The sequence below is a fragment of the Burkholderia sola genome, assembly GCF_905400185.1.
In the GTDB taxonomy this organism is placed as follows: domain Bacteria; phylum Pseudomonadota; class Gammaproteobacteria; order Burkholderiales; family Burkholderiaceae; genus Burkholderia; species Burkholderia sola.
The window spans coordinates 416,123-437,616 of record NZ_FR989675.1 but is presented as its reverse complement, the minus strand read 5'-3'; the positions used below and the strand labels follow the sequence as shown (position 1 = coordinate 437,616).

Here is a 21,494-nt window from a genome sequence, read left to right as displayed (position 1 = left end):
CACAGCGTCCTTTCGTTAATGCGCGCGCCTGCTCCGATGCCGCGAGCGCATTGATGCCAGCCTCCTTCATCCCGTTTGACAGCATGGCGACACATCGCGGCGCCACCCTTGCCGCTCGGCGCGCCTGCGTCGCCTCATCGAATCGCACCGGAACCTGAACGTCCTATGCAACGCATCCTCAACGTGCTGACTCATCCGCGTACGCTCTCGATCGTCGGGATCGTCGCGCTAGCGGCCATCCTGTTCATCGTCGCCGACATGTTGCAGCTGCCGCTCCTGTGGGCGGCGATCGCGTTCGCGGCGGTCCTCGCGCTGTGGCTCGTCGTCGCGCTGTGGCGCCGCTGGCGCGTGAAGCGCGCGAACCAGCAGCTCGGCCAGGTGCTGGAAGAGCAGGCGGAAACCGGCAAGATCGCCGCACCGGCCGCCGCCGCGCTCGCGCCGGACGCGAAGACGGCCGACCTCGACGTGCTGCGCACGCGCCTGTCGGACGCGGTGAAGACGATCAAGACGTCGAAGATCGGCCAGGTGTCGGGCGGCTCCGCGCTGTACGAACTGCCGTGGTACATCGTGATCGGCAACCCGGCCGCGGGCAAGAGCAGCGCCGTGCTCAATTCCGGCCTGCAATTCCCGTTCGCGGACAAGAACAGCGCCGTGATCCACGGCATCGGCGGCACCCGCAACTGCGACTGGTTCTTCACGACCGAGGGGATCCTGCTCGACACGGCCGGCCGCTATTCGGTGCACGAGGAAGACCGCAGCGAGTGGCTCGGCTTCCTCGGGCTGCTCAAGCGCTACCGTCCGAAGGCGCCGATCAACGGCATCATCGTCACGGCCAGCATCGCCGAACTCACCGGCAACCGCCCGGAATTCGCGATCAACCTCGCGAAAAACCTTCGTCAGCGCGTTCAGGAGTTGACGGAAAAGCTCGAAGTGTTCGCGCCGGTCTACGTGATGTTCACGAAGGCCGACCTGATCACCGGCTTCACCGAATTCTTCAGCAGCAGCGACAAGCACGAGTACGACCGCGTGTGGGGCGCGACGCTGCCCTACGAGCCCGACGACAAGCGCGACGTCGTCGCGCAGTTCGACACGCACTTCGAGGAACTCTACGAAGGGCTGAAGGAAATCAGCGTCGCGCAGCTGTCGCTGTCGCGCGGCAACCAGCTGTCGCCGGGCCAGCTGAGCTTCCCGCTCGAATTCTCGACGATCAAGCCGTCGCTGCGCGCATTCCTCGCGACGCTGTTCGAGAACAACCCGTTCCAGTACAAGCCGATCTTCCGCGGCTTCTACTTCACCAGCGCGCTGCAGGAAGGCGAAACCAACAGCGCGGCCGCGCAGCGCATCGCGCACCGCTTCGGCCTCGACGGCAGCGCGCTGCCGAAACCGCACAGCGCGTTCTCGAAGAACGGCTTCTTCCTGCGCGACCTGTTCTCGAAGGTGATCTTCGCCGACCGCCAGACGGTGCGCCAGTTCGCGAGCCCGACCAAGACGCGGCTGCGCTACGCGACCTTCTTCGGCTTCGTCGCGGCACTCGCGCTCGCGCTCGGCGGCTGGACCTGGTCGACGATCGGCAACCAGCAGCTCGTGTCGAACGTGCAGGCCGACCTCGACAACGTCACGCGCCTGCAGCAGGGCCGCAACGACCTGCAGTCGCGCCTGCAGGCGATGGACATCCTGGAAGACCGGATCGAGCAGCTCGAACAGTTCCGCCGTGACAAGCCGCTGTCGGTGTCGCTCGGCCTGTACCAGGGCGACCGTCTCGAGCAGCACCTGCTGACCGAGTACTACAACGGCGTGCGCCAGATCCTGCTGGCTCCCGTGTCGCAGAACCTCGCGTCGTTCATGAAGGACGTGAACGCGCACCCCGAGCAGCTCGTGCCGATGACGCGCCCGCCGGAATCGGGCGCCGTGCAGGGCGGCACGATGCCGGTGTCGACGAACGCGGCAGGCGCCGCGCCGCAGGCCGGCGCCGTGCTGGCCGCGTCGGGCGCCGCGCCGGCCGCCGCCCCGCAGCAGCCCGCCGCGCCGCAGGGCGGCCTCTACAGCGACGCGTCGCCGACCAACGTGCAGGACGCGTACAACGCGCTGAAGACCTACCTGATGCTGTCCGACAAGCGTCACGTCGAGCAGGCGCACCTGACCGACCAGCTCGCCCGCTTCTGGCGCGGCTGGCTCGAGACGAATCGCGGCAACATGCCGCGCGACGAGATGATCCGGAGCGCCGAGCGCATGATCTCGTTCTACCTGTCGCGCGTGAACGACAACGACTGGCCGATGATCGACGCGAACCTCGCGCTCGTCGACCAGACCCGCGAGAATCTGCGCCGCGTCGTGCGCGGCATGCCGGCCCGCCAGCGCGTGTACGAGGAAATCAAGGCCCGTGCGTCGACCCGCTTCGCGCCGATGACCATCGCGCGCATCGTCGGCGACGGCAACCAGGGGCTCGTGGCAGGCAGCTACGCGATTCCGGGCACGTTCACGCGTGAAGCGTGGTTCGACTACGTGCAGCCGGCGATCCGCGATGCGGCGACCAAGGAACTGCAGGCGAAGGACTGGGTGCTCAACACGTCGACGCAGGACGACCTGACGCTCGAGGGCAGCCCCGAGCAGATCCAGAAGACGCTCGTCGGCATGTACAAGACCGAGTACGCGCAGCACTGGCAGAAATTCATGCAGGGCATCGCGGTCCAGGGCTTCACCAGCTTCGGCCAGGCCGTCGACGGGATGAACCGCCTCGGCGACCCGCAGGATTCGCCGATCCGCAAGATCCTCGAGACCGCGTACGACCAGACGTCGTGGGACAACCCGTCGCTCGCGAACGTGACGATCAAGAAGGCGCAGACGGGCGTCGTGAACTGGGTCAAGCAACTGTTCACGCGCTCGCAGGCCGGCCAGATGGCGGCAGCCAACATCGACATCAACGGCAATCCGGCCGAGGTGCCGATGGGTCCGATCGGCCAGGAGTTCGTCGGCCTCGCGCGGATCGTCGCGACGCATGACGGCACGTCGATGCTGAAGGGCTACATGGAGTCGCTGTCGAAGGTCCGCACCCGCTTCAACGTGATCAAGAACCAGGGCGACCCGGGGCCGGGCGCGCGCCAGCTGATGCAGCAGACGCTCGACGGCAGCGGTTCAGAACTCGCCGATTCGCTGAAGCTCGTCGACGAGCAGATGCTGACGGGCCTGACCGATTCGCAACGCAAGTCGCTGCGCCCGCTGCTGGTGCGGCCGCTGATGCAGGCGTTCGCGGTCGTGATCCAGCCGGCCAGCGCCGAAGTCAACAAGGTGTGGAACGCGCAGGTCTACCAGCCGTTCCAGAGCTCGCTCGCGACCAAGTACCCGTTCGCGGCGAACGCGAAGGTCGAGGCCGGCGCCGGCGAGATCGCGCAGGTGTTCGGCCCGGACGGCTCGATCGCGAAGTTCGTCGGCACGACGCTCGGGCCGCTCGCGGTGCGCCGCGGCGACACGCTCGCCGCCCGCACGTGGGGCGACATGGGCATCGGGCTCACGCCGGACTTCACGAACGGCTTCGCACGCTGGGTCGCGCCGCTCGCGGGCGGCGCCGCCGGCAGCGCGGCCGCGTCGTCCGAGCCGCAGACCGTGTTCCAGATCCTGCCGCAACCGAGCACGGGCACGACGGAATACACGATCGCGATCGACGGCCAGCAACTGCGCTACCGCAACACGCCGCCGCAGTGGACCAACTTCGTGTGGCCGAACCCGCAGGGCGCGCCGGGCGCGACGCTGTCCGCGACGACCTTTGACGGCCGCACGGTGCAGCTCGTCAACGAGCCGGGCCGCTACGGTCTCGAGAAGCTGATCAACTCGGCGCAGCGCAAGCGCCGTCCGGACGGCACCTTCGACCTGACGTGGGCACAGGGCAGCGTGAACGTGTCGGTGACGATGCGCATCATCAGTACGTCGCAACCGTCGGCCGGTGGCGGCGACCAGCCGCAGCAGCAAAGCCTGCGCGGCCTGCAGCTGCCGTCGTCGGTCGCCGACGCGAGCGCAGGCGCCGCGCAGAACGCGACGCAAGCCGGCACCGGCACGCCGGGTGCCGCGCCGGCCGTCGCGGCCGCCAACGCAACGAATGCACAGAGGGCGCAATGACGCAAACCGTACAGGCGCAAATCGCCTACTTCGGCAAGATTCCGTCGCGCGGCGACTTCGTGAAGAGCGCGCACAATCCGCAGCTGCTGCAGACGCTCGATCGCTGGATCGCGCAGGCGCTCGAGCTGCTCGCGGAAGATCCGCGCTGGAAGATCGTCTACGAGGACGCGAAGCCGATGCATTTCGCGTTCCTCGGTTCGCGCAGCAAGCTCGCGATCGCGGGCCACATGGTCGCGAGCCACGACGTGTCGATGCGCCGCTTCCCGTTCCTCGGCGCCACCGCGCTGGAGGTCGACCGGCCGCTGGCGTTCCTCGCGCGCAGCCCGCTCGCGTTCGCGCGGCTGTGGTCGCGCGTCGCCGCGCAGATCCCGCCGCTGCTCGGCAAGGACGAGCCGCCCGGCGCGCTGCAGGCGCTCGGCGACACGCAGGTGCCGATCGACGTCGGCGGCCCCGGCACGTCGCATGACGGCACCTTCAACGATTTCGTCGAACACCAGTCGCTGCACGGCCTGCAGGAGATGCTGCTCGAAAGCGGTCATCCGGTGCGGCTGCGCGGCGCGATGCTCGCGCTCGGCTCGCTGCTGCGGCCGGTGATGCAGAGCGGCTCGTCGCACATCGAACGCGGCCTCACGCTGCCGCTGCCGGTCGATCCGTTCTACCGCAGCCTCGTCGCCGCGTTCTGGCTCGAGCTGATCGCGCCGTTCGTCGCGCAGGCCGACTTCGAGCTGGCGATCTTCATCGGCACGATCGCCGAACGCGAACGGCTCATCATCGGCTTCAACGGCGCGTCGGCGAAGACGCTGCTGAGCGTCGTCGACCCGCAGACCTACGCCGCCCACAACATCGACATCGACGATCCCGAGTGGATCGACGCCCATGCGCAAAACGATCACCAGATCAGCAAGCTCGTCAGCTACCTCGACCAACCGCAACTCTCGCTGCGTGTCGCCATCGACGCGTTCCGCGAAGCGTTCATCGGAGGCTGACGGCATGCATCGCACGATTCAGGTCCGGCGCGCGCGCCTGTCGTCCGCCGTCTCGCCCGCCCTCGCCGCGCTGTTCGCGGCCGGCCTCGTCGCGAGCGGCGCGGCCTTCGCGCAGAACACGGGCGCGACCGTCACGCCGGTCGGCAACGGCACGGTCGCGACGACCGCGCTGCCGCAGGCGAACCCGAACGCCGGCGGCGCGTCGGGCACGGTGGTGCACGGCACCACCGCCGGCACGATCGCGCCGCCGCCCGCGAATGCAACGCCCGGCCAGGTGGTTGTCGGCGGCAAGGTGCCCGACGAAGCGACCAAGGCCGCCGTGTTGCAGAAGCTGCGCGACACCTACGGCGCGACGAACGTCGTCGACCAGGTCGAGGTGGGCGACGTCGCGACGCCGCCGAACTGGAGCGCGAACGTGCAGAAGCTGCTCGGCGCGCAGCTCAAGCAGATCAGCAAGGGCCAGTTGAAAATCAATGGCACGCAGATCGAGATGAAGGGCGAGGTGCACAACGAGGCGCAGCGCCAGCAGCTCGCGAGCGACATGGCGAACACGCTGAACCCGACGTACACGATCAAGAACGGGCTGCGCGTGTCGGCGTCCGAACAGGGCGTGCTCGACCAGACGCTCGCGAACCGGACGATCGAGTTCGAGACCGGCAGCGCGACGCTGACGCCGCAAGGCAAGCTGATCCTCGACCAGATGGCGGCCGCGCTCGCGAAGATGCAGAACCGCACGGTCGACATCATCGGCCACACCGACAATTCGGGGAACCGGACGTCGAACATCGCGCTGAGCCAGGCGCGCGCGGATGCGGTGAAGGGTTATCTGATCACGAAGAGCATTCCGCCGCAGCAGATGACGACGACGGGGGTCGGGCCGGATCAGCCGATCGCGCCGAACGATACGGCGGATGGCAGGGCGAGGAATCGGCGGATCGAGTTCCGGGTGGGGCAGTAACGGGGATTCGGCCGACCGCTGGCTCAACGGCGAAGCGGCGCGGCGCGGCACACGACGGGCGGTGGCAGCGATGCGCCGCCCGTCGTGCGTTCACGCCTGCTCGTCGGGCCTCACCCCCAGCAACTCGCGAATATGCGACAGCGAGCCGTCGTCCTTCACGACGCTCTCGAGCCACTTGTGCAGCGGCATGTCGGCCCATTCGGCCGCCTTGTCGGCGAGATACGCGACCGGGCTGTGCGGCTCGGTCTGACGGAAATAGCGCGCCACCGCACGCAACTGGTCGACGGCCTGCGCACGGTTCTGGATGCCGGCGATCATCTGCGTCACCGGAGGACGCGAAGCGGTCTGCTGCTGCACGTGAGTCTCCTCGGTCTGGATCGGCTGGCCGAACACCGGCTCGATGCGTTCTGACTGGGCCTGCGGCGCCGCCTGCGTGTGCGGCGCGCTGCCCGTATAGCCCTGTTCGCGCGCAAAGCGCTCGGCGAGCCGGTACACGGTCTCGAACGCGTCGCGCGCCTGCCGGAAGCTCGGCGCCGAATCGCCCGCTCGCTCGACGAGCCGCTCCTCGAACGCATCGAGCGCGAATTCGAACGCCTTCAGGTTCGCCAGCAGCGCCGTGTAGAACGCGATCGACGTCACGCGCCGCGACGCATCGATCTGCTCGATCGACGGCTTGCCGCGCGCGATGTCGTCCGCGTGTTCGGGGTCGCGCTTGATCGATTGCGCGACGTGCTGCGCGACTTCCCAGTCGAGCGTGCTGAACGCATTCGATGCGCCGTCCGTCAGCGGCACCGCGCGCAGCAGCTCGGCCGTGCGGCCGGACAACCATGCGACGTTGCCGAGCCGGTGCTCGATGTCGTCGTCCTCGGGCAGCGGGTGGAAGGTGTCCCAGAAGTCGCGGCACAGACCCTCGAGCAGCGCATAGCCTTCGGTGAGGCCCGTGATGCCGTCCTCGAGCGCGAGTGCCTCGGTCAGCCATACGGCGAGCCGCAGGTCCTTCGTGCGCGTGCGCAGCAGCTCGCCCGCATGATCGACGACGAAGCCCCAGTCGGCCTCCTTGATCTCGGTCACCCATTCGCCCTGGTCGAGCGTCGGGTCGTCGTAGCGCCGCGCGTCCTGGATCGCGTCGAATTCGTTCGAAAACAGCAGGTCGTCGCCGCTGGGCGACGCGTCGCTGATCGGCGTCAGCAGCTCGGGGAGATTGATCGGCATGGTTCAGTGAATCCGTTGATGCATCAGATGTCGCGCGTGGGGCTCATTCGACGGTGTACGCGAATTCGCCGGCCTCGTCCGCACGCACCGCGATGCGCGCGATGGCCGCGCCGTCGGCGATCCGGCCGAGCACGTGGCCCGCGATCTCCGGCAGCAGCGTGCCGTTCAGGATGTGGTCGACGTTGCGGGCGCCCGAATCGACCTCGGTGCAGCGCGCGAGCACCGCGTCGACGAGCGATTCGTCCCATTCGAACGCGGCCTTGTGGTTCGCCTCGATCCGGCGGCGGATGCGTTCGAGCTTCAGCTCGATGATCTCGGCCAGCACGTCGTCGGAAATCGGGTAGTACGGCACGACCTTCATCCGGCCAAGGAACGCCGGCTTGAAGGTCTTGTACAGCTGCGGACGCAGCGTCTCGGCGAGCGCGTCCGGATCGGGCAATTCCTCGGCCGGCTTGTTCAGGCAGGCCTGCATCACCGCGGCCGAGCCGACGTTCGACGTCAGGATGATCAGCGTGTTGCGGAAGTCGATCTCGCGCCCTTCCGCATCGTCCATCGTGCCCTTGTCGAACACCTGGAAGAACATCTCGAGCACGTCCGGGTGCGCCTTCTCGACCTCGTCGAGCAGCACGACGGAATACGGGTTGCGGCGCACGGCCTCGGTCAGCACGCCGCCCTCGCCGTAACCGACGTAGCCCGGCGGCGAGCCCTTCAGGCCCGACACGCTGTGCGCTTCCTGGTACTCGCTCATGTTGATCGTGACCATCTTGCGCTCGCCGCCGTACAGGATGTCGGCCAGCGCCAGCGCCGTCTCGGTCTTGCCGACGCCCGACGGCCCGACGAACATGAACACGCCGCGCGGCTTGTTCGGATCCTCGAGGTTCGCGGTCGCGGTGCGCACGCGCTGCGCGATCGCCTCCAGCGCATGGTCCTGGCCGATCACGCGCGCGGTCAGCAACGACTGCAGGTTCAGCACGGTGTCGATTTCATCCTTCACCATCCGGCCGAGCGGAATGCCCGTCCACGCGGCGACGATCTCGGCGACGACGTGGCCGTCGACCTGCAGCGGCACCATCGGCTCGCCGCCTTGCAGCGCATGCAGCGCCGCGACGCGTTCGGTCAGCTTCTCGCGCGTGGCCGGCACATCGACGGGTTCGCCGTCTTCCGATGGTCCGCGCGCCTTGTCGAGCGCGTCGCGCAGTTCGGTGATCTCGGCGACGATCACGCGCTCGGCCTCATAGCGTGCTTCATCCTTCGCCAGGTGTTCGAGCGCCGTTTCGCGCGCGCCGCGCAGCTCGCCGAGCCGCTCGTCGTGCGCCGCGCCGCCCGCCGCCTCGCGCTCCAGCGACGCGATTTCCGCATCGATGCGCTCGATGCGCTTCTTCGTATCGTCGATCGCGGCCGGCGTCGCGCTGTGCGCGAGCGCGACCTTCGCGCACGCGGTGTCGAGCACGCTGATCGCCTTGTCCGGCAGCTGGCGGCCGCTGATGTAGCGGTGCGACAGGCGCACGGCCTCGGTGATCGCATCGTCGAGAATCCGCACGTTGAAGTGCTTCTCCATCAGGCCCGACATCCCGCGCAGCATCGCGGCGGCCAGCGGCTCGCTCGGCTCCTCGACCTTCACGACCTGAAAGCGCCGCGCGAGCGCCGCATCCTTCTCGAAGTACTTCTTGTATTCGCTCCACGTCGTCGCGGCGATCGTGCGCAACTCGCCGCGCGCGAGCGCCGGCTTCAGCAGGTTCGCGGCGTCGTTCTGGCCGGCCTGGCCGCCCGCGCCGATGATCGTGTGCGCCTCGTCGATGAACAGGATGATCGGGTGCGCACTCTTCTTCACCTCGTCGATCACGCTCTTCAGCCGGTTCTCGAACTCGCCCTTCACGCTCGCGCCGGCCTGCAGCAGCCCCATGTCGAGCACGTGCAACGCGACGCCGCGCAACGGCGGCGGCACGTCGTCGGCCGCGATCCGCAGCGCGAGCCCTTCGACGACCGCCGTTTTGCCGACGCCGGCCTCGCCGGTCATGATCGGGTTGTTCTGGCGGCGGCGCATCAGAATGTCGATCGCCTGGCGGATCTCGGCTTCGCGGCCGATCACCGGGTCGATCTTGCCGTCGCGCGCGCGCTGCGTGAGGTTGGTCGTGTACGTGTCGAGCGCGGGCGTCTTCGACGGGCTGGCCGCGGGTGCAAAGCCGTCGGCGGCCGGCGCGGCGTCGCTGCCCTCGTCGTCCGCCTGGTGCGGCTCGGCTTCGCTCGAGCCGGCCATGATTTCGTCGAACTTGTGCTTCAGGTCCGTCACGTTCATTTCCGCGAACCGCGACGACATCCGCTGCGCGAACTGCGCGAGATCCGGCGCGGTCAGCAGCGCGAGCAGCAGATGCCCCGACCGGATGCGGCCGAGCTGCGAATCGAGCGACGCGATCAGCCACGCCTGCTCGAACAGCGCGATCAGGTGCACGGAGAACACCGGCGTGCGCGTGTTGCCCGTCTTCAGGCGCGTGAGCTCGCGTTCGAGATCGGCATGCAGCGCATGCGGATCGACGCGGCTCGCGCGCAAGGCGAGCGGCAGGTCGCCCGTCGCTTCGTCGAGCAACGCGAGGAACAGGTGTTCCAGATCGACCTCGTAATGGCCGCGCGCCAGGCACGCGCTCGCCGCCCGCTCGGTCGCGTGGCGGCACAGCGGGTTCAGTTTCGTGATCAGGGTCTTCAGAGGCGTGCTCATGGCGTCGATCTCAGGTTCGATTGCGTGTTGTTGTTAGGTCAGTGAATCACGTGCAGTTCGTAGCGGGCGTCCGAGCGGTCCTCGAGCGCGTCGCGCGTGCACAGGAACGCGTCCCACCCGAGCCGCGAACCCGCGCCGAGCACGCTCGCGCCGACTTCCGTGCGCTTGAGCACGAGCTTCACCTCGTACTCGAGCGTGACGCCGGCGAGCAGCGTCAGCATCCGTTCGAGCGCGACGGCGTGCGCGCCGCCGGGCAGGAACGCCTCGTAGTCGCGCTTGGACAGCGGGCCGACGACGATCCGCGCGCGCATGTCGCGCTGCCACACGCGCTCGCCGACGAGCGCCGTCGCACCGAGCACCGCGTTGACTTCGCCGAGCACGCTCAGCTGGTCGGGCGGCACGTCGTACCACTTGCCGACGAACTGGTCGATATTCACCGGCACGCGGAAGTAATCGGACAGCGTGCGTTGCAGGTAGGCGGCCGACATCGGCCGGTGCCGCGCGGCGAGCGCGTAGCCGGCCACGGCTTCGTCGAGCACGCCGCCCGGGCCGGCCGCGAGACTGTCGCGCACCTCGTCGCTCGGCACGCCCGCGATCGCGAGCAACAGCGGCAGGTAGCGCTCGTCGCGGTCGAGTTCGTAATGGAACGGCAGTCGGTATTTCTTCCACGCCGCATAGAACAGCGCGGTCGCGCGGTTCGAGAACACGTCGAAGAACGCGCGCGCCGCGTGGTCGCGCCGCAGGTGCTCGCGCGCGACGATCTGTTCGGTGTAGTGCAGCGGCAGCGCGCCCTGCCCGCCGAGCAGCCCGAAGAACGCGGGCGTCAGCTCGACGCGACCGAGCTCGCCGGCGGCCAGCGCGGCGCCGCGCTGCTCGTCCGAGTTCAGCGGCGCGCCGTCGCCGTCGAACGAGCGCGCGCCTTCGATCTCGCTCGGCGGGAAGCCGAGCGACAGCGTGTTGCGGAATGCGATGCGCTGCGCGACCACGTCGCCCTGCCGCCACGCGCCGGGCGCATCCGACGCCTGCCGCGCGAACAGCCCTTCGAGCACGCGCACCGCCTGGAAGAACTCGAAGCGATGCGGCTCGTCGAGCAGCGCGTCGACTACGCCAGGATCGATTCGCCGGTTCGGGGCTTGCATCGGATGATCTCCTCGCCGGTGCGCTTCGACACGACGACCAATTGAACGAAACTGTTGAGGTGGACGTACAGCCCGAAGAAGCTGTCGAGCACGCGCACGAACGACGCGAGGCTCGCGCCGACGAAGTGTTCCTCGTCGATCGTCAGCCGGATCTCGATGCCGCGCACGAAGGTCGCGAACGGCTTGCCGGGCAGCCACTGCACGGCGCCGCGCTGCTCGACGCCGGCCAGGCCGTCGATCTGGCGCATCGACACGGCCGTGCGTCGCAGGTCGTACAGCGTCAGCATTTCCTTCAGCGGCGCGAGGCCGTGCGCGACGAGCGACACGTGATTGAGCGCGAGGTGCGACACGAGCCGCCAGTGAGCGGCGCGGCCGCGCTCGAAGCGCACGCTCTGCGTCGGGCGGCGCAGCATCGAGATGCCGCTCGTCTGCGCGCCGCCTTCCTGGAACAGGTCGCCGCCTTCGAGGCCGAACGCCAGCATCGCCGGCAGGTCGCGGTTCGTGCAGGTGAGGTCGAGGCTCAGCGTGTCGGTTTGCGGCGACGTCGGCTCGAAGTCGATGTCGACGATCGAGATCTCGGTTTCGTAACCGGGGCTCTTCTGCGCGACCCAGTCGTTGCGACGCGCGAACCAGTAATGGCCGATCCGCGCCGATTCGCCGTGATGCAGCGAATAGAACGGGCGGAACTCGATCACCGATTCCTCGTGCGCCTGCTGCCGGACGAGCTTCACCGAATCGATCGAGTACACCTCGTACGCGAATGCGCGCCGCGCCTCGGCGATCACCGGATACGACACCGCGCGGTGCGTGATGCGGATCGGCTCGCCGTGCTGGCGGAACAGGTTGACGATCGGCGTGCAGAACAGCCGGAAATGGCTTGCGGTCAGCAACTCCAGCAGGCGCGCGACGTGCGAATCGCTGCGCACGTCTTGCAGCACGAGATGCAGCGTCGCGCGCTGGCAGCGGCCCGATGCACGTGCGATCGCCGCGAGGTCGAAGTCGACGAAATCGAACTTGTCGGGAAACGCGAAGTATTCGGTGAGCAGCCGGTACGCGGGATGCGATTTCGCCGGATAGTCGATCAGCGCGTCGTCCTCGTCGAAGCCGGCCTGCGCGATCGGCAGCTTGCGCAGCGCGGTCCAGCGGCCGTTGCGTTCCGGCTCGACATACGCGCCGAGCACGTTGACGAACAGGCAGTCGGTCAGCGCGGCGACGAACGACTGCTCGCCGTGCAGATGCGCGCGCAGCGTCGACAGCTTCAGCGCGCCGAGATCGAGCTGCGCGGCGAGCGATTCGAACGTGATCGAGATCACGCCCGTCGCGTTCGACGGCAGCACCGTCGCGCTCGGCGCGAGCGCGACCGGCGTATAGCGCGCCTCCGAGATGCGAATCGGCGCGAGCGTCACGTCGTAGGCGGTGCGGAACCGGCATTGCACGCCGCGGATCGGGCGGCTCTTGAGCTCGGTGCCGCGATCGATCACGACCGGCTCGGTCTGCTGGCCGGGCGAAGCCGGCGTGAACTGCGCGATCGAGCACGACGGGAAGGGCCGCAGGTAGTGCGGATACAGCACTTCCAGCAGCGCTTCGGTGAATTCCGGGTAGTCGTCGTCGAGCTTCTTGTTGATGCGCGCGCCGAGCAGCGCGAACGACTCGATCATCCGCTCGACGTGCGGATCCTCGCAGTGCTCGCCCGACACCGCGAGACGCGCGGCGATCTTCGGATAGCGTTCGGCGAAATCGCGCGAATAGCGCCGCAAAAACGATAATTCGCGTTCGTAATACGGCAGCAATTCTTCCATCGACGACCCCGAACCTCAATATTTCTGCCGGACCTGATTGACCACCGGGCGGTCCGGCCCGCTCGGCGGCTTGATTTACTGCATTCGCGCCGCGCGTGCGCGCGTGACCGAGTATTGCAGCGTCGACGGTTGCAGCATCGCGTCGAAACTCACCGGCTCCTCGGCCGGGTGTACGACGAGCAGCGCCTGGATCGCGAAGTAGAGCGCGTTGGTGGCCTGCTCGTTCAGCTCGAACGTCACCTGCACCTGCTGCAGGCGCGGCTCATGGCGCGCGATCGCCTGCTGGATCGACTTGCAGATGAATGCGCGATCGTAGTGGCTCGCGAGGCTCAGCCCCGCGAAATCGTTCAGCCCGTAGGTCAGCACCGATTTCTGGCATTCCGGCAACGCGGCCAGCTCGTTCTCGGTGTGGGCGATACGGGTGTTGAGGATCGCCTCGACGTCGCGGGCGACCGTGTTCTTCAGCTCTTCCAGCGACAATTGCCGCATCGCTGCCGAGGCCGGCAGGTGCGGTTCGTCGTCGAACAGCTTGTCGAGAAAACTGGGTTCGAATCGTTTCATCGGCCGGGGTGGACAGCGAAAACGGCAACGGGACGCGAAGCGCCCCGTTGCCGCAACCGACCTTAGACCGCGTAGGTCTTGTCGTTCTTCGTCAGGCTCCAGGCGCCTTGCGTGTTGCCGCCCTGGTTGCCGCCGATCTTCTGCTGGGTTTGCTTCCACTGCACGGCTGCGTACTTCAGCGAGAACGTCTCGAGGGGCAGACCTTCCTCGCGAACGCTCGGGGCGATGCTCGAGATGATCACGTACTTGAGCTTGACTTCCAGATACTGCACGCGCTTGCCTTCACCGTCCGCGCGCGAGAAATGGACCGTCACTTCGTCGAACGTGGTACCGCCCGAAGCGTGCTGGTACAGCAGCGGGCTCGACGAATCGATTTCCTTCGTGAAGATCATGTCGCCGTGCTCGCAACGCGTCATCGTGTGACCGCCAGCGGTCGATGCGGTTGCCGAACGCGGCTGAACGATCGAGTGATCCCACGATTTCAGTTCGATCCAGCCCTGGTGGTCCTTGTCCGCGGATTCGCCCTTCACCGCGGGACTACCAAACTGCAAGTGCATATGTAACATGGCCCTTCGACTCCCCAAAGAGGTGGTTTTAACGTCCTACCCAGGCGGCCCGCCCGGGCGATCTACTCGCTTATGAATTTGCCGGTTTGGGCAGATCAGCGACAAGTCGCAGAGAAATCGAGAGTTCGTCGAGCTGAAAGTGCGGGCGCAGGAACGCGACCGAACGATACGAGCCCGGCTTGCCCGGAATCTCCGACACTTGTATGGATGCCTCGCGCAGCGGAAATTGCGCTTTCTGTTCCTGCGAGGCGTTGTCGTCGAGCAGGACGTATTGCGAAATCCACCGGTTGAGGAAAGTCTCCACGTTCTGCGCCGATGCGAAGCTGCCGATCTTGTCCCGCATCATCGCCTTCAGGTAGTGCGCGACGCGCGATACCGAGAAGATGTACTGAAGCTGGGCGGACAGGACGGCGTTCGCATTCGCGCTGTCGGTGCTGTATTTCTTCGGCTTCTGCACCGACTGCGCAGCGAAGAACGCGGCGTAATCTGAGTTCTTGCAATGGACGAGCGGGATGAAGCCGAGGTCGCTCAGCTCCTTCTCGCGGCGATCGGTGATCGCGATTTCGGTCGGGCACTTCAGCGCGACTTCACCGTCGTCGGTCTTGAACGTGTGGGTCGGCAAATCCTCGACGAGGCCGCCGCCTTCGACGCCGCGGATCGCCGCGCACCAGCCGAAGTCGTCGAACGCGGCCGTCAGGCGGGCCGCGAAGGCCCATGCCGCGTTGCACCACAGGTACTTGTCGTGATCGGTGCCGTCGACGTCCTCGACGAAGTTGAAGTTCTCCGCGGTCTGGCCGTCCTTCGGATTGAACGGCAGGCGGCCGAGGAAGCGCGGCAGCGTCAGGCCGACGTAGCGCGAATCCTCCGCGTCGCGGAACGACTTCCACTTCGCGTATTCGACGGTGTCGAACACCTTGCCGAGGTCGCGCGGCTTGCCGAGGTCGGAGAACGACTCGAGGCCGAGCAGCTCCGGCGACGCCGACGCGATGAACGGCGCATGCGCGGCCGCGGCGACGTGCGACATCTGCTCGATGAAGTACATGTCTTCGGGCTGACGCGAGATCTCGTAATCGCCGATCAGCGCACCGAACGGCGAGCCGCCGAACGTGCCGAATTCCTCTTCGTAGACTTTCTTGAACAGCGCGCTCTGATCGAACTCGCTCGCGCCCTTGAAGTCGCGCACGAGGTCGCGCTTCGGCGCGTGCAGCGCCTTGATCTTGATCGTCTGGCCCGTGTTGCTTTCCTTGACCAGATAATCCATTCCGCGCCACGTGCTTTCGAGGCGCTGGAATTCCGGCGCGTGCATCACGGCGGAAAGCTGCGTGGAAATCAGGCGGTCGAGTTCCGCGACGCGCGCGTCGATCGTGGCCGACAGGTTGTCCGACACGATCACCGTGCCGTCGAGCACCTGGTGCACGAGTTCGCCGATCAGGTCCTTCGCACGCGCATGCTCGGAATCGGATTTCGCGACCTTGCTCTTCTCGACGATGTCGTCGAGCAGCGAAGTCCCGGCGGCGTATTCCGCGCCGCTCGCTTGGGCCGCAGCCGTTTGCTGGTTCATCTCAACACTCCGTCGTCATTCGCCGTCTTTGTCGCCGCCGGTGCCCTTCGCGAGCTCCTGCAGCTGCTGCGTGTTCTTCAGCACCTCGGACAGCAGATCCTCGAGCTTGTCGTTGCCGGCGAGCTTGTTGCGCAGGTCGGCGAGCTTCGAGCGCGCCTCGAGCAGGCGGCGCAGCGGCTCGACCTGTTCGACGACTTCGTCCGGGCTGAAATCCGACAGCGAGCGGAACTTCAGGTCGACCGCGAACTTGCCGCCTTCCGGGCTCAGGCGGTTTTCCACCTGGAACGCGGCACGCGGCTCGATCGCCTTCATCACGTCGTCGAAATTGTCGCGGTCGATGTTGACGAACTTGCGGTCGCGCAGCTTCGGCTGCTCGATTTCGGACTGGCCCGCCAGATCGCCGACGACCCCGACGACGAACGGCAGTTCCTTCACCTCGATCGCATCGCCCTTCTCGACCTCGTAGGTCAGCTGGACGCGCGGCGGCCGTATTTTCTGCAAGCTTTTCTGAATGCTTTCTTTCTTGGCCATCTCGACGGCTCCCAGGTTAGTTGTGGTTATCGCGTCAGTTGCGGTTTCAGTTGCGCAGTGCGCCGAACGGATCCGCGCTGCCCTTTTGCGCGGCGGGCGGCGTCGGGGTCGGCGTCGGGGCGGCGCTCGCGGCCGTGTCCGTGGCCGGTGCGGCCCCCGCCTTCGCACGATGAACCGCACGGCGGCCGCCGTACTTCTTCGACTGCGCCCGCTGCTCCGGCGGGAACAGCGCCGACTCGCCGAGCGTGTCGCGCAGCTGCTTCGCGAGCGCCTGCGCGTCGGACTTCGCGTCGCCCGCGAGCGACGCATCCTGGCGCAGCTCGCCGAGCGACTGCGTCGCGATCCGCAGGCCGGCGACGGCCAGCACGCTCTTCGCCTGACGATCGGTCGCGTCGCGCTGCAGCGCTTCCTGGGCGGCGACGATCGCCTGCCCGTAATGGTTTTGTGCGAACTGGATTTGCGCGATGCGCGACCACGGCTCCTCGCGCGTCGGATCCGACTTCGCGAGCTGCTGGTACAGGCCCAGCGCCTTGTCCTGATCCCCCGCCTTCGCGACGGCGTCTGCATCGGCCAGCGACTTGTTGAACACTTCCGCAGTCGGCGGCGCGGACGGCTGGCTCGCACAGCCGGCGATCACGCCGCAAGCCACCACCACCCCAGACAGTTTTGCGAACAGACGGTCTTTCATCGTTATATCCACCGGCGCGTGAGTTTTAAATCGTTGAGAATCTGGTTCTTTTGCTTTGCAAGAAGCGCGCGGGTATAGTACCGATCAATTTTTCATAATTCAATCGTCGTGTGAAGAGTAATTCCTTTTAAAACCGGGCGCTACCCCCTCGAATGGCCTCTCGCTGCGGGCCCGCAGCGGTTTTTCCTCGGGCTGGAGCGCGCAAGTTTTACTGATCGCACGACGCGCCGCCGGGGCGGCGGAAAAAATTTCCGGGCGCTTGCCACGACGCGGGCGTGCTTAATAGTTGAACGATGCAACGTCGGGGATACGCAGCGCACGCGGCAATGCCCGGCAGTTTTGACAGGGATAAAGGCGGCACGCCGGAAAAACGATGAGATCGTCCATGATTCGCTACGCGCTGCCGCTGCTTGCGTGCGCCCTCCTGGCCGGATGCGCGGCCGCCCCGCTGCTCGGCTCGGCCGCGAGCGCCGTGATGTCCGCGGCCGGCATCGGCAAGCCCGAGGTGCCCGACGCGCAGAAGCCGCCGCGCAACATCGGGCTCACGCTGGCCGCCGCGCCGAACCTGAATGCCGCGACCGACCGCAAGCCGCTCGCGCTCGTCGTCCGGCTCTATGCGCTGAAGGACCCGACCTCGTTCCAGCAGGCGCCGTTCGACGCCTTTACCGATCCGACCAAGGAAAAAGCCGCACTCGGCGCCGATCTGCTGAACGTGCGCGAAATCACGCTGATTCCGGGCCAGCGCTATACGGCGACCGAGAAGGTATCGCGCGAGGCGCAGGCATTCGGTATCGTCGCGCTGTTCCGCGATCCCGCACTGCAACGATGGAAACTGACGTTCGATCCGGCGAAGTCGGAGAAATCCGGCATAATCATCGGCCTGCATAATTGCGCGATGACGGTCACCGACGGCACGGTCATCGCACCGCAACAGGGTGCGCCTTCGCAACCGCTGAATATGCTGTCTTCGGTGTCCTGCGGTTAAACATGACGCACGAATGTCAATTAACAAGAGTTAACAATTGGCGATTTAATTCGGGCACGAACAAATCGATTACGTCGCAACGCCACATTAACCGGATTTGACATGAGTTATTCGGCCAAGGTGCTGTGGGGGGAAGGACTGTTCCTCCGGCCTCAACACTTTCAACGGCAGGACGCGTACCACGAGGCGCGCCTGTTCGAGTCCATCCAGGCGATCCAGCCGTACAACTGGGGCGTGCGCTCGGTGCGCATCGATCGCGACGCGCTCGGCAGCAACGTGCTGCGGGTAGCCGAACTCGCGCTCGTGTTCCCGGACGGCGCGCTGTATGCCGCGCCGCAGGCCGACGACCTGCCGCCGCCGATCGCGCTGGACACGTTGCCCGACGGCATCAACGAATTCGTGTTCTATCTCGCATTGCATCCGCTGCGCGAGAACGGCACCAACTACAGCGACGATCCGGCCGCCGGCTTCATGACGCGGTTCGTCAGCGAGCAGACGAGCGTCGCCGACAACTTCACCGACGCCGCGGAAGCCGACATCACGTTCCTGAAGACGCAGGTCAAGCTGATCGCGCACAGCGAGCCGCGCGACCAGTTGCTGTCGGTGCCGCTCGTGCGCGTGCGCCGCACCGCGACGTCCGGCTTCGAGATCGACGACAGCTTCGTGCCGCCGTGCCTCGCGATCGAAGCGTCGCCGATCCTGCATCAGCGGCTGCGCCAGCTGGTCGACGCGCTGCAGGCGAAGGTGAACGCGCTGTACGGCTTCCACCGCGAGCCGTCGAAGAACATCATCGAATTCCGCTCGGGCGACATCGCGTCGTTCTGGCTGCTGCACACGGCGAACGCCGCATTCGCGACGCTCGCGCACCTGCACCAGCACGCGGCGCTGCATCCGGAACGGCTGTTCCAGGAACTGCTGCGCCTCGCGGGCCAGCTGATGACGTTCTCGAAAGGCTATACGCTCGCCGACTTGCCCGTGTATCGCCATGACGATCCGGGCCCGAGCTTCGCGCGTCTCGACCTGATGCTGCGCGAACTGCTCGACACCGTGATCTCGACGCGCTATTTCGCGATCACGCTCGACGAGGTGCGCCCGTCGTTCCACCTCGGCCGCCTCGATTCCGGCAAGATCGACGACAAGACAGAGTTCTACCTCGCGGTGTCCGCGGACATGCCGAGCGTCGAGCTCGTCGACGCGGTGCCGGCCCGCTTCAAGGTCGGCGCGCCCGACGACGTCGACAAGCTCGTGCTGTCGGCGATGCCGGGCGTGCGGCTGTCGTACACGCCGCAGGTGCCGCCCGCGATTCCGGTGCGCCCCGGCGCGTGCTACTTCGCGCTCGATTCGCGCAGCCCGCTGTACGAGCGCATGCTGCAGGCCCAGTCCGCGATGATCTATGCGCCGACTGGCATCAATGACCTGAAATTCGAACTGATCGCGGTCACATCATGAGCTACGCGCCTTCCCTGTTCGGCGACAACGTGCCGCCGCCCCTGCATAGCCCGGCGTCGACGGACTCCGCGTTCCAGGCCCGTTCGCTGCTCGATCTGCTGTACGACGGGTTCTTCATGCTGTTCCTGCTCAAGAACAAGCGGGAGCCGGACAGCGCCAGCGAGTTCAGCACGCGAATCCAGGAATTCCTGTCGGATTTCGAGCGCGGCGCGAAGAAGCTGAATATCGCCGCCGAGGACGTGTACGGCGCGAAGTTCGCGTTCTGCGCGGCGATCGACGAGATGGTGCTGTCGTCGCAGTTCAAGATCCGCGCGGACTGGGAACGCCGGCCGCTGCAGCTCGTGCTGTTCGGCGAGCAGCTCGCGGGGGAAAAGTTCTTCCAGTATCTCGAGGAATGTCGTGCGCAGGGCGCGGCGCGGTTGCAGTCGCTCGAGGTGTTTCACATGTGCCTGCTGCTCGGGTTCCAAGGCAAGTATCTGCTCGAGGGGCCGGAAAAGCTCGCTTATCTCACCGCACGGCTAGGCGACGAGATCGCGCATATGAAGGGCAAGCGCGCTGCGTTTGCTCCGCATTGGCCGCTGCCGGATCAGATCGCGCATCGGTTGAAGCGGGAGGTGCCGGTTTGGGCGATTGGGGCGGTGTTCGCGCTTGTGGCGCTGCTTGGGTATCTCGGGCTCAATACTTATCTCAAGGACAAGACGCTGCAGGCGTTGGCGCCTTATTCGCAAGTCATCAAGGTGGGGCCGGAGTCGGCTAATTTGACGATTTCGTTGCCGTAACAAGCGCGTGTTTTTCGACGCCGCTTCATGGAAAAAGGATCGCGTACGGTAATGCCGTTCAGTTAAGAACTGAACGGCATTACCGCTTGGCAGTCCTTTTTTACTGTGACGCGTGGTGTGCGTCGTCAGAGCAGAATGAATTCTTCGTTGTCGACGTAGAACACGAATGCGTCGAGCAATTGCGCGACGCTGGGTTCGTCGACCTGGTCATGTGCGTTGATCACGATGTCTTCGATCGTCGCGCTCGGTAGTGTGACGCACCAGTCGGGCTGCGCTACGGTTGTGGGTGGTGTGGCGGTTTCGGCATGTTCCGCGTCTTCGATGAACACGCCTTCTGTAGCGAGCGTCCATGGCATCGGCGGCAGACAGAGCCACCCGGAAAAGTCACCGGGGTGTTCGAGAATGTGTTTCAGCGACGCGGTCGTCGCGGAGGTTGTCGACATGGGTATTGCGGTTATAACTGGACTGAAGTCAATACAGGAGCTGTGATGTCACAGGCTCCGAAGGTGCCTGCGTCGTCGTAGCGCTCGCGTCAGGGGAGCCGCGATTATGCCCATTTCGGATACGCGAAGCCGGGTCGGTGGTCGCTGTCGGTCGAGCATCTTCGATGCGCATCGCTAAGGGCTCGACGGTTGCCTCCCGCGCAATGATCCCCGTTACCGTTATCCGAGGCGATCCAGCCTGGCGGTCATGGGTACGACGAGCGTGAGCGATGCCAGCCCTCCCGCCATGCGGAGGGAGGTGGATCGCGAAAGACGCACACGAGGAAAGAAAGATGCAAATTGCGCTCTCGACAAGCGCCGCTACGCGCGTGTCCAAAGTGTCGCCGGCCCTGCTGTAATTTGATCCAACTCGCCGGACGAGTCGTAATGGAAGTCCCACTGAGATTCGCGCGTCCATCCTTTCGAAAACGCCAGCGCAGTCAGCGGCTTTCCGTCAGCAGAGTATGTGTAACGATAAACCGCGAATGCCCCGCTCTCGCCGACAGCAACGTACACCTTGTTCGACTCATCGAGCGGTTTCATCCGCGCAATACCGATCACACGAGACGTCACCTTCTCGGGATGGTCAATTCCCTTGTACGTGATGCTACATACATCGATTACACCATCGTCTTCGCGGTACAAATCTGCACTAAGCGCTCGCACGGTCTTTTGACCTGGCATGACTGTCACAACATGCTTTCCAGCCCGGAAGCCCGCACTGTATTTCCCAAGCCAGCGTGCTTCGTCAACGCTTTCATAGCGTTTCTTAAGCAACTTCGGCGCGGAGAAGCCCTGTCGCAGCTCTTCATATGGAAGACACGAAAAATAATCGCCCGACGAAAACCTCCAATCGTCTACCGAATCTCTGATCTCACGATATCGATTGTAGAGGTTCGTCGTGTCGAACGACTCAAACTCCTGCCGAAGCGTAGCCAGCATATTCTCGACAATTGGCTCTTCCAATAGCATTTC

Annotated in this window: 17 protein-coding genes; 6 read left to right on the top strand and 11 right to left on the bottom strand. The window is 65.9% G+C overall.

The features are described 5' to 3' along the window. Window positions 1-165 precede the first annotated feature (165 nt). Genes tssM through KR541_RS02035 form a run of 3 tightly spaced genes read left to right on the top strand, consistent with a single transcriptional unit; the run spans window position 166 to window position 6,054 of the window. Complete coding sequence (gene tssM / locus KR541_RS02045; RefSeq protein WP_050013095.1) at window positions 166-4,110, top strand: type VI secretion system membrane subunit TssM; 3,945 nt, start codon at window positions 166-168, stop codon at window positions 4,108-4,110. Continuing rightward, entirely contained in the window at window positions 4,107-5,096 is a 990-nt protein-coding gene (gene tagF, locus KR541_RS02040) for a type VI secretion system-associated protein TagF (protein ID WP_050013096.1), read from the top strand. Before tssM ends, tagF begins: the two co-directional genes overlap by 4 nt. Before the next feature lie 4 nt (window positions 5,097-5,100). Next, window positions 5,101-6,054 (top strand): OmpA family protein, encoded by a 954-nt coding sequence (locus KR541_RS02035; protein ID WP_050013097.1) that lies wholly within the window; start codon window positions 5,101-5,103, stop codon window positions 6,052-6,054. A 90-nt stretch (window positions 6,055-6,144) separates the two neighbouring features. On the opposite strand, the gene tssA is transcribed toward KR541_RS02035, so the two are convergent. The 9 genes from tssA to KR541_RS01990 all read right to left on the bottom strand — a co-directional run bounded on the left by tssA (window position 6,145) and on the right by KR541_RS01990 (window position 16,824). Further along, a complete protein-coding gene (tssA, locus tag KR541_RS02030) occupies window positions 6,145-7,266 on the bottom strand; it encodes a type VI secretion system protein TssA (protein WP_050013098.1) in 1,122 nt (373 codons plus the stop codon). A gap of 43 nt (window positions 7,267-7,309) precedes the next feature. Then, the gene (gene tssH / locus KR541_RS02025) at window positions 7,310-9,979 is read right to left on the bottom strand and encodes a type VI secretion system ATPase TssH (RefSeq protein ID WP_216089327.1); all 2,670 of its coding nucleotides are present in this window, start codon (window positions 9,977-9,979) and stop codon (window positions 7,310-7,312) included. A 38-nt stretch (window positions 9,980-10,017) separates the two neighbouring features. Then, on the bottom strand, window positions 10,018-11,118 hold the full coding sequence (gene tssG, locus KR541_RS02020) for a type VI secretion system baseplate subunit TssG (RefSeq protein WP_050013100.1): 1,101 nt from the start codon (window positions 11,116-11,118) through the stop codon (window positions 10,018-10,020). Further along, the gene (tssF, locus tag KR541_RS02015; RefSeq protein ID WP_050013101.1) at window positions 11,082-12,917 is read right to left on the bottom strand and encodes a type VI secretion system baseplate subunit TssF; all 1,836 of its coding nucleotides are present in this window, start codon (window positions 12,915-12,917) and stop codon (window positions 11,082-11,084) included. The genes tssG and tssF overlap by 37 nt, the downstream gene beginning before the upstream one ends. A 75-nt stretch (window positions 12,918-12,992) precedes the next feature. Then, the gene (tssE, locus tag KR541_RS02010) at window positions 12,993-13,478 is read right to left on the bottom strand and encodes a type VI secretion system baseplate subunit TssE (RefSeq protein ID WP_050013102.1); all 486 of its coding nucleotides are present in this window, start codon (window positions 13,476-13,478) and stop codon (window positions 12,993-12,995) included. Window positions 13,479-13,540: 62 nt separating this feature from the next. Continuing rightward, a complete protein-coding gene (locus KR541_RS02005; RefSeq protein WP_006477093.1) occupies window positions 13,541-14,044 on the bottom strand; it encodes an Hcp family type VI secretion system effector in 504 nt (167 codons plus the stop codon). Window positions 14,045-14,114: 70 nt separating this feature from the next. Further along, complete coding sequence (gene tssC, locus KR541_RS02000) at window positions 14,115-15,605, bottom strand: type VI secretion system contractile sheath large subunit (protein WP_006477094.1); 1,491 nt, start codon at window positions 15,603-15,605, stop codon at window positions 14,115-14,117. A gap of 15 nt (window positions 15,606-15,620) precedes the next feature. Further along, window positions 15,621-16,136, bottom strand: coding sequence for a type VI secretion system contractile sheath small subunit (tssB, locus tag KR541_RS01995; RefSeq protein WP_006484395.1), 516 nt, complete (start codon window positions 16,134-16,136; stop codon window positions 15,621-15,623). 46 nt (window positions 16,137-16,182) lie between these two features. Further along, window positions 16,183-16,824: a tetratricopeptide repeat protein gene (locus tag KR541_RS01990; protein WP_050013103.1), complete on the bottom strand. Its 642-nt coding sequence runs from the start codon at window positions 16,822-16,824 to the stop codon at window positions 16,183-16,185. 373 nt (window positions 16,825-17,197) lie between these two features. Here KR541_RS01990 and tssJ point away from each other — a divergent pair, with 373 nt between their 5' ends. The 3 genes from tssJ (at window position 17,198) to icmH (ending at window position 20,037) form a co-directional block, all read left to right on the top strand. Next, complete coding sequence (gene tssJ / locus KR541_RS01985) at window positions 17,198-17,809, top strand: type VI secretion system lipoprotein TssJ (RefSeq protein ID WP_050013104.1); 612 nt, start codon at window positions 17,198-17,200, stop codon at window positions 17,807-17,809. A gap of 102 nt (window positions 17,810-17,911) precedes the next feature. Further along, on the top strand, window positions 17,912-19,258 hold the full coding sequence (gene tssK / locus KR541_RS01980; RefSeq protein WP_006477098.1) for a type VI secretion system baseplate subunit TssK: 1,347 nt from the start codon (window positions 17,912-17,914) through the stop codon (window positions 19,256-19,258). Continuing rightward, window positions 19,255-20,037 (top strand): type IVB secretion system protein IcmH/DotU, encoded by a 783-nt coding sequence (gene icmH, locus KR541_RS01975; protein ID WP_050013105.1) that lies wholly within the window; start codon window positions 19,255-19,257, stop codon window positions 20,035-20,037. Before tssK ends, icmH begins: the two co-directional genes overlap by 4 nt. A 125-nt stretch (window positions 20,038-20,162) precedes the next feature. On the opposite strand, the gene KR541_RS01970 is transcribed toward icmH, so the two are convergent. Continuing rightward, window positions 20,163-20,480 carry a DUF7716 domain-containing protein gene (locus KR541_RS01970; protein ID WP_050013106.1) on the bottom strand — a complete coding sequence of 106 codons (318 nt, stop codon included), beginning with the start codon at window positions 20,478-20,480 and terminating at the stop codon, window positions 20,163-20,165. Window positions 20,481-20,840: 360 nt separating this feature from the next. Beyond that, complete coding sequence (locus tag KR541_RS01965; protein ID WP_216089326.1) at window positions 20,841-21,491, bottom strand: hypothetical protein; 651 nt, start codon at window positions 21,489-21,491, stop codon at window positions 20,841-20,843. Window positions 21,492-21,494: the final 3 nt, after the last annotated feature.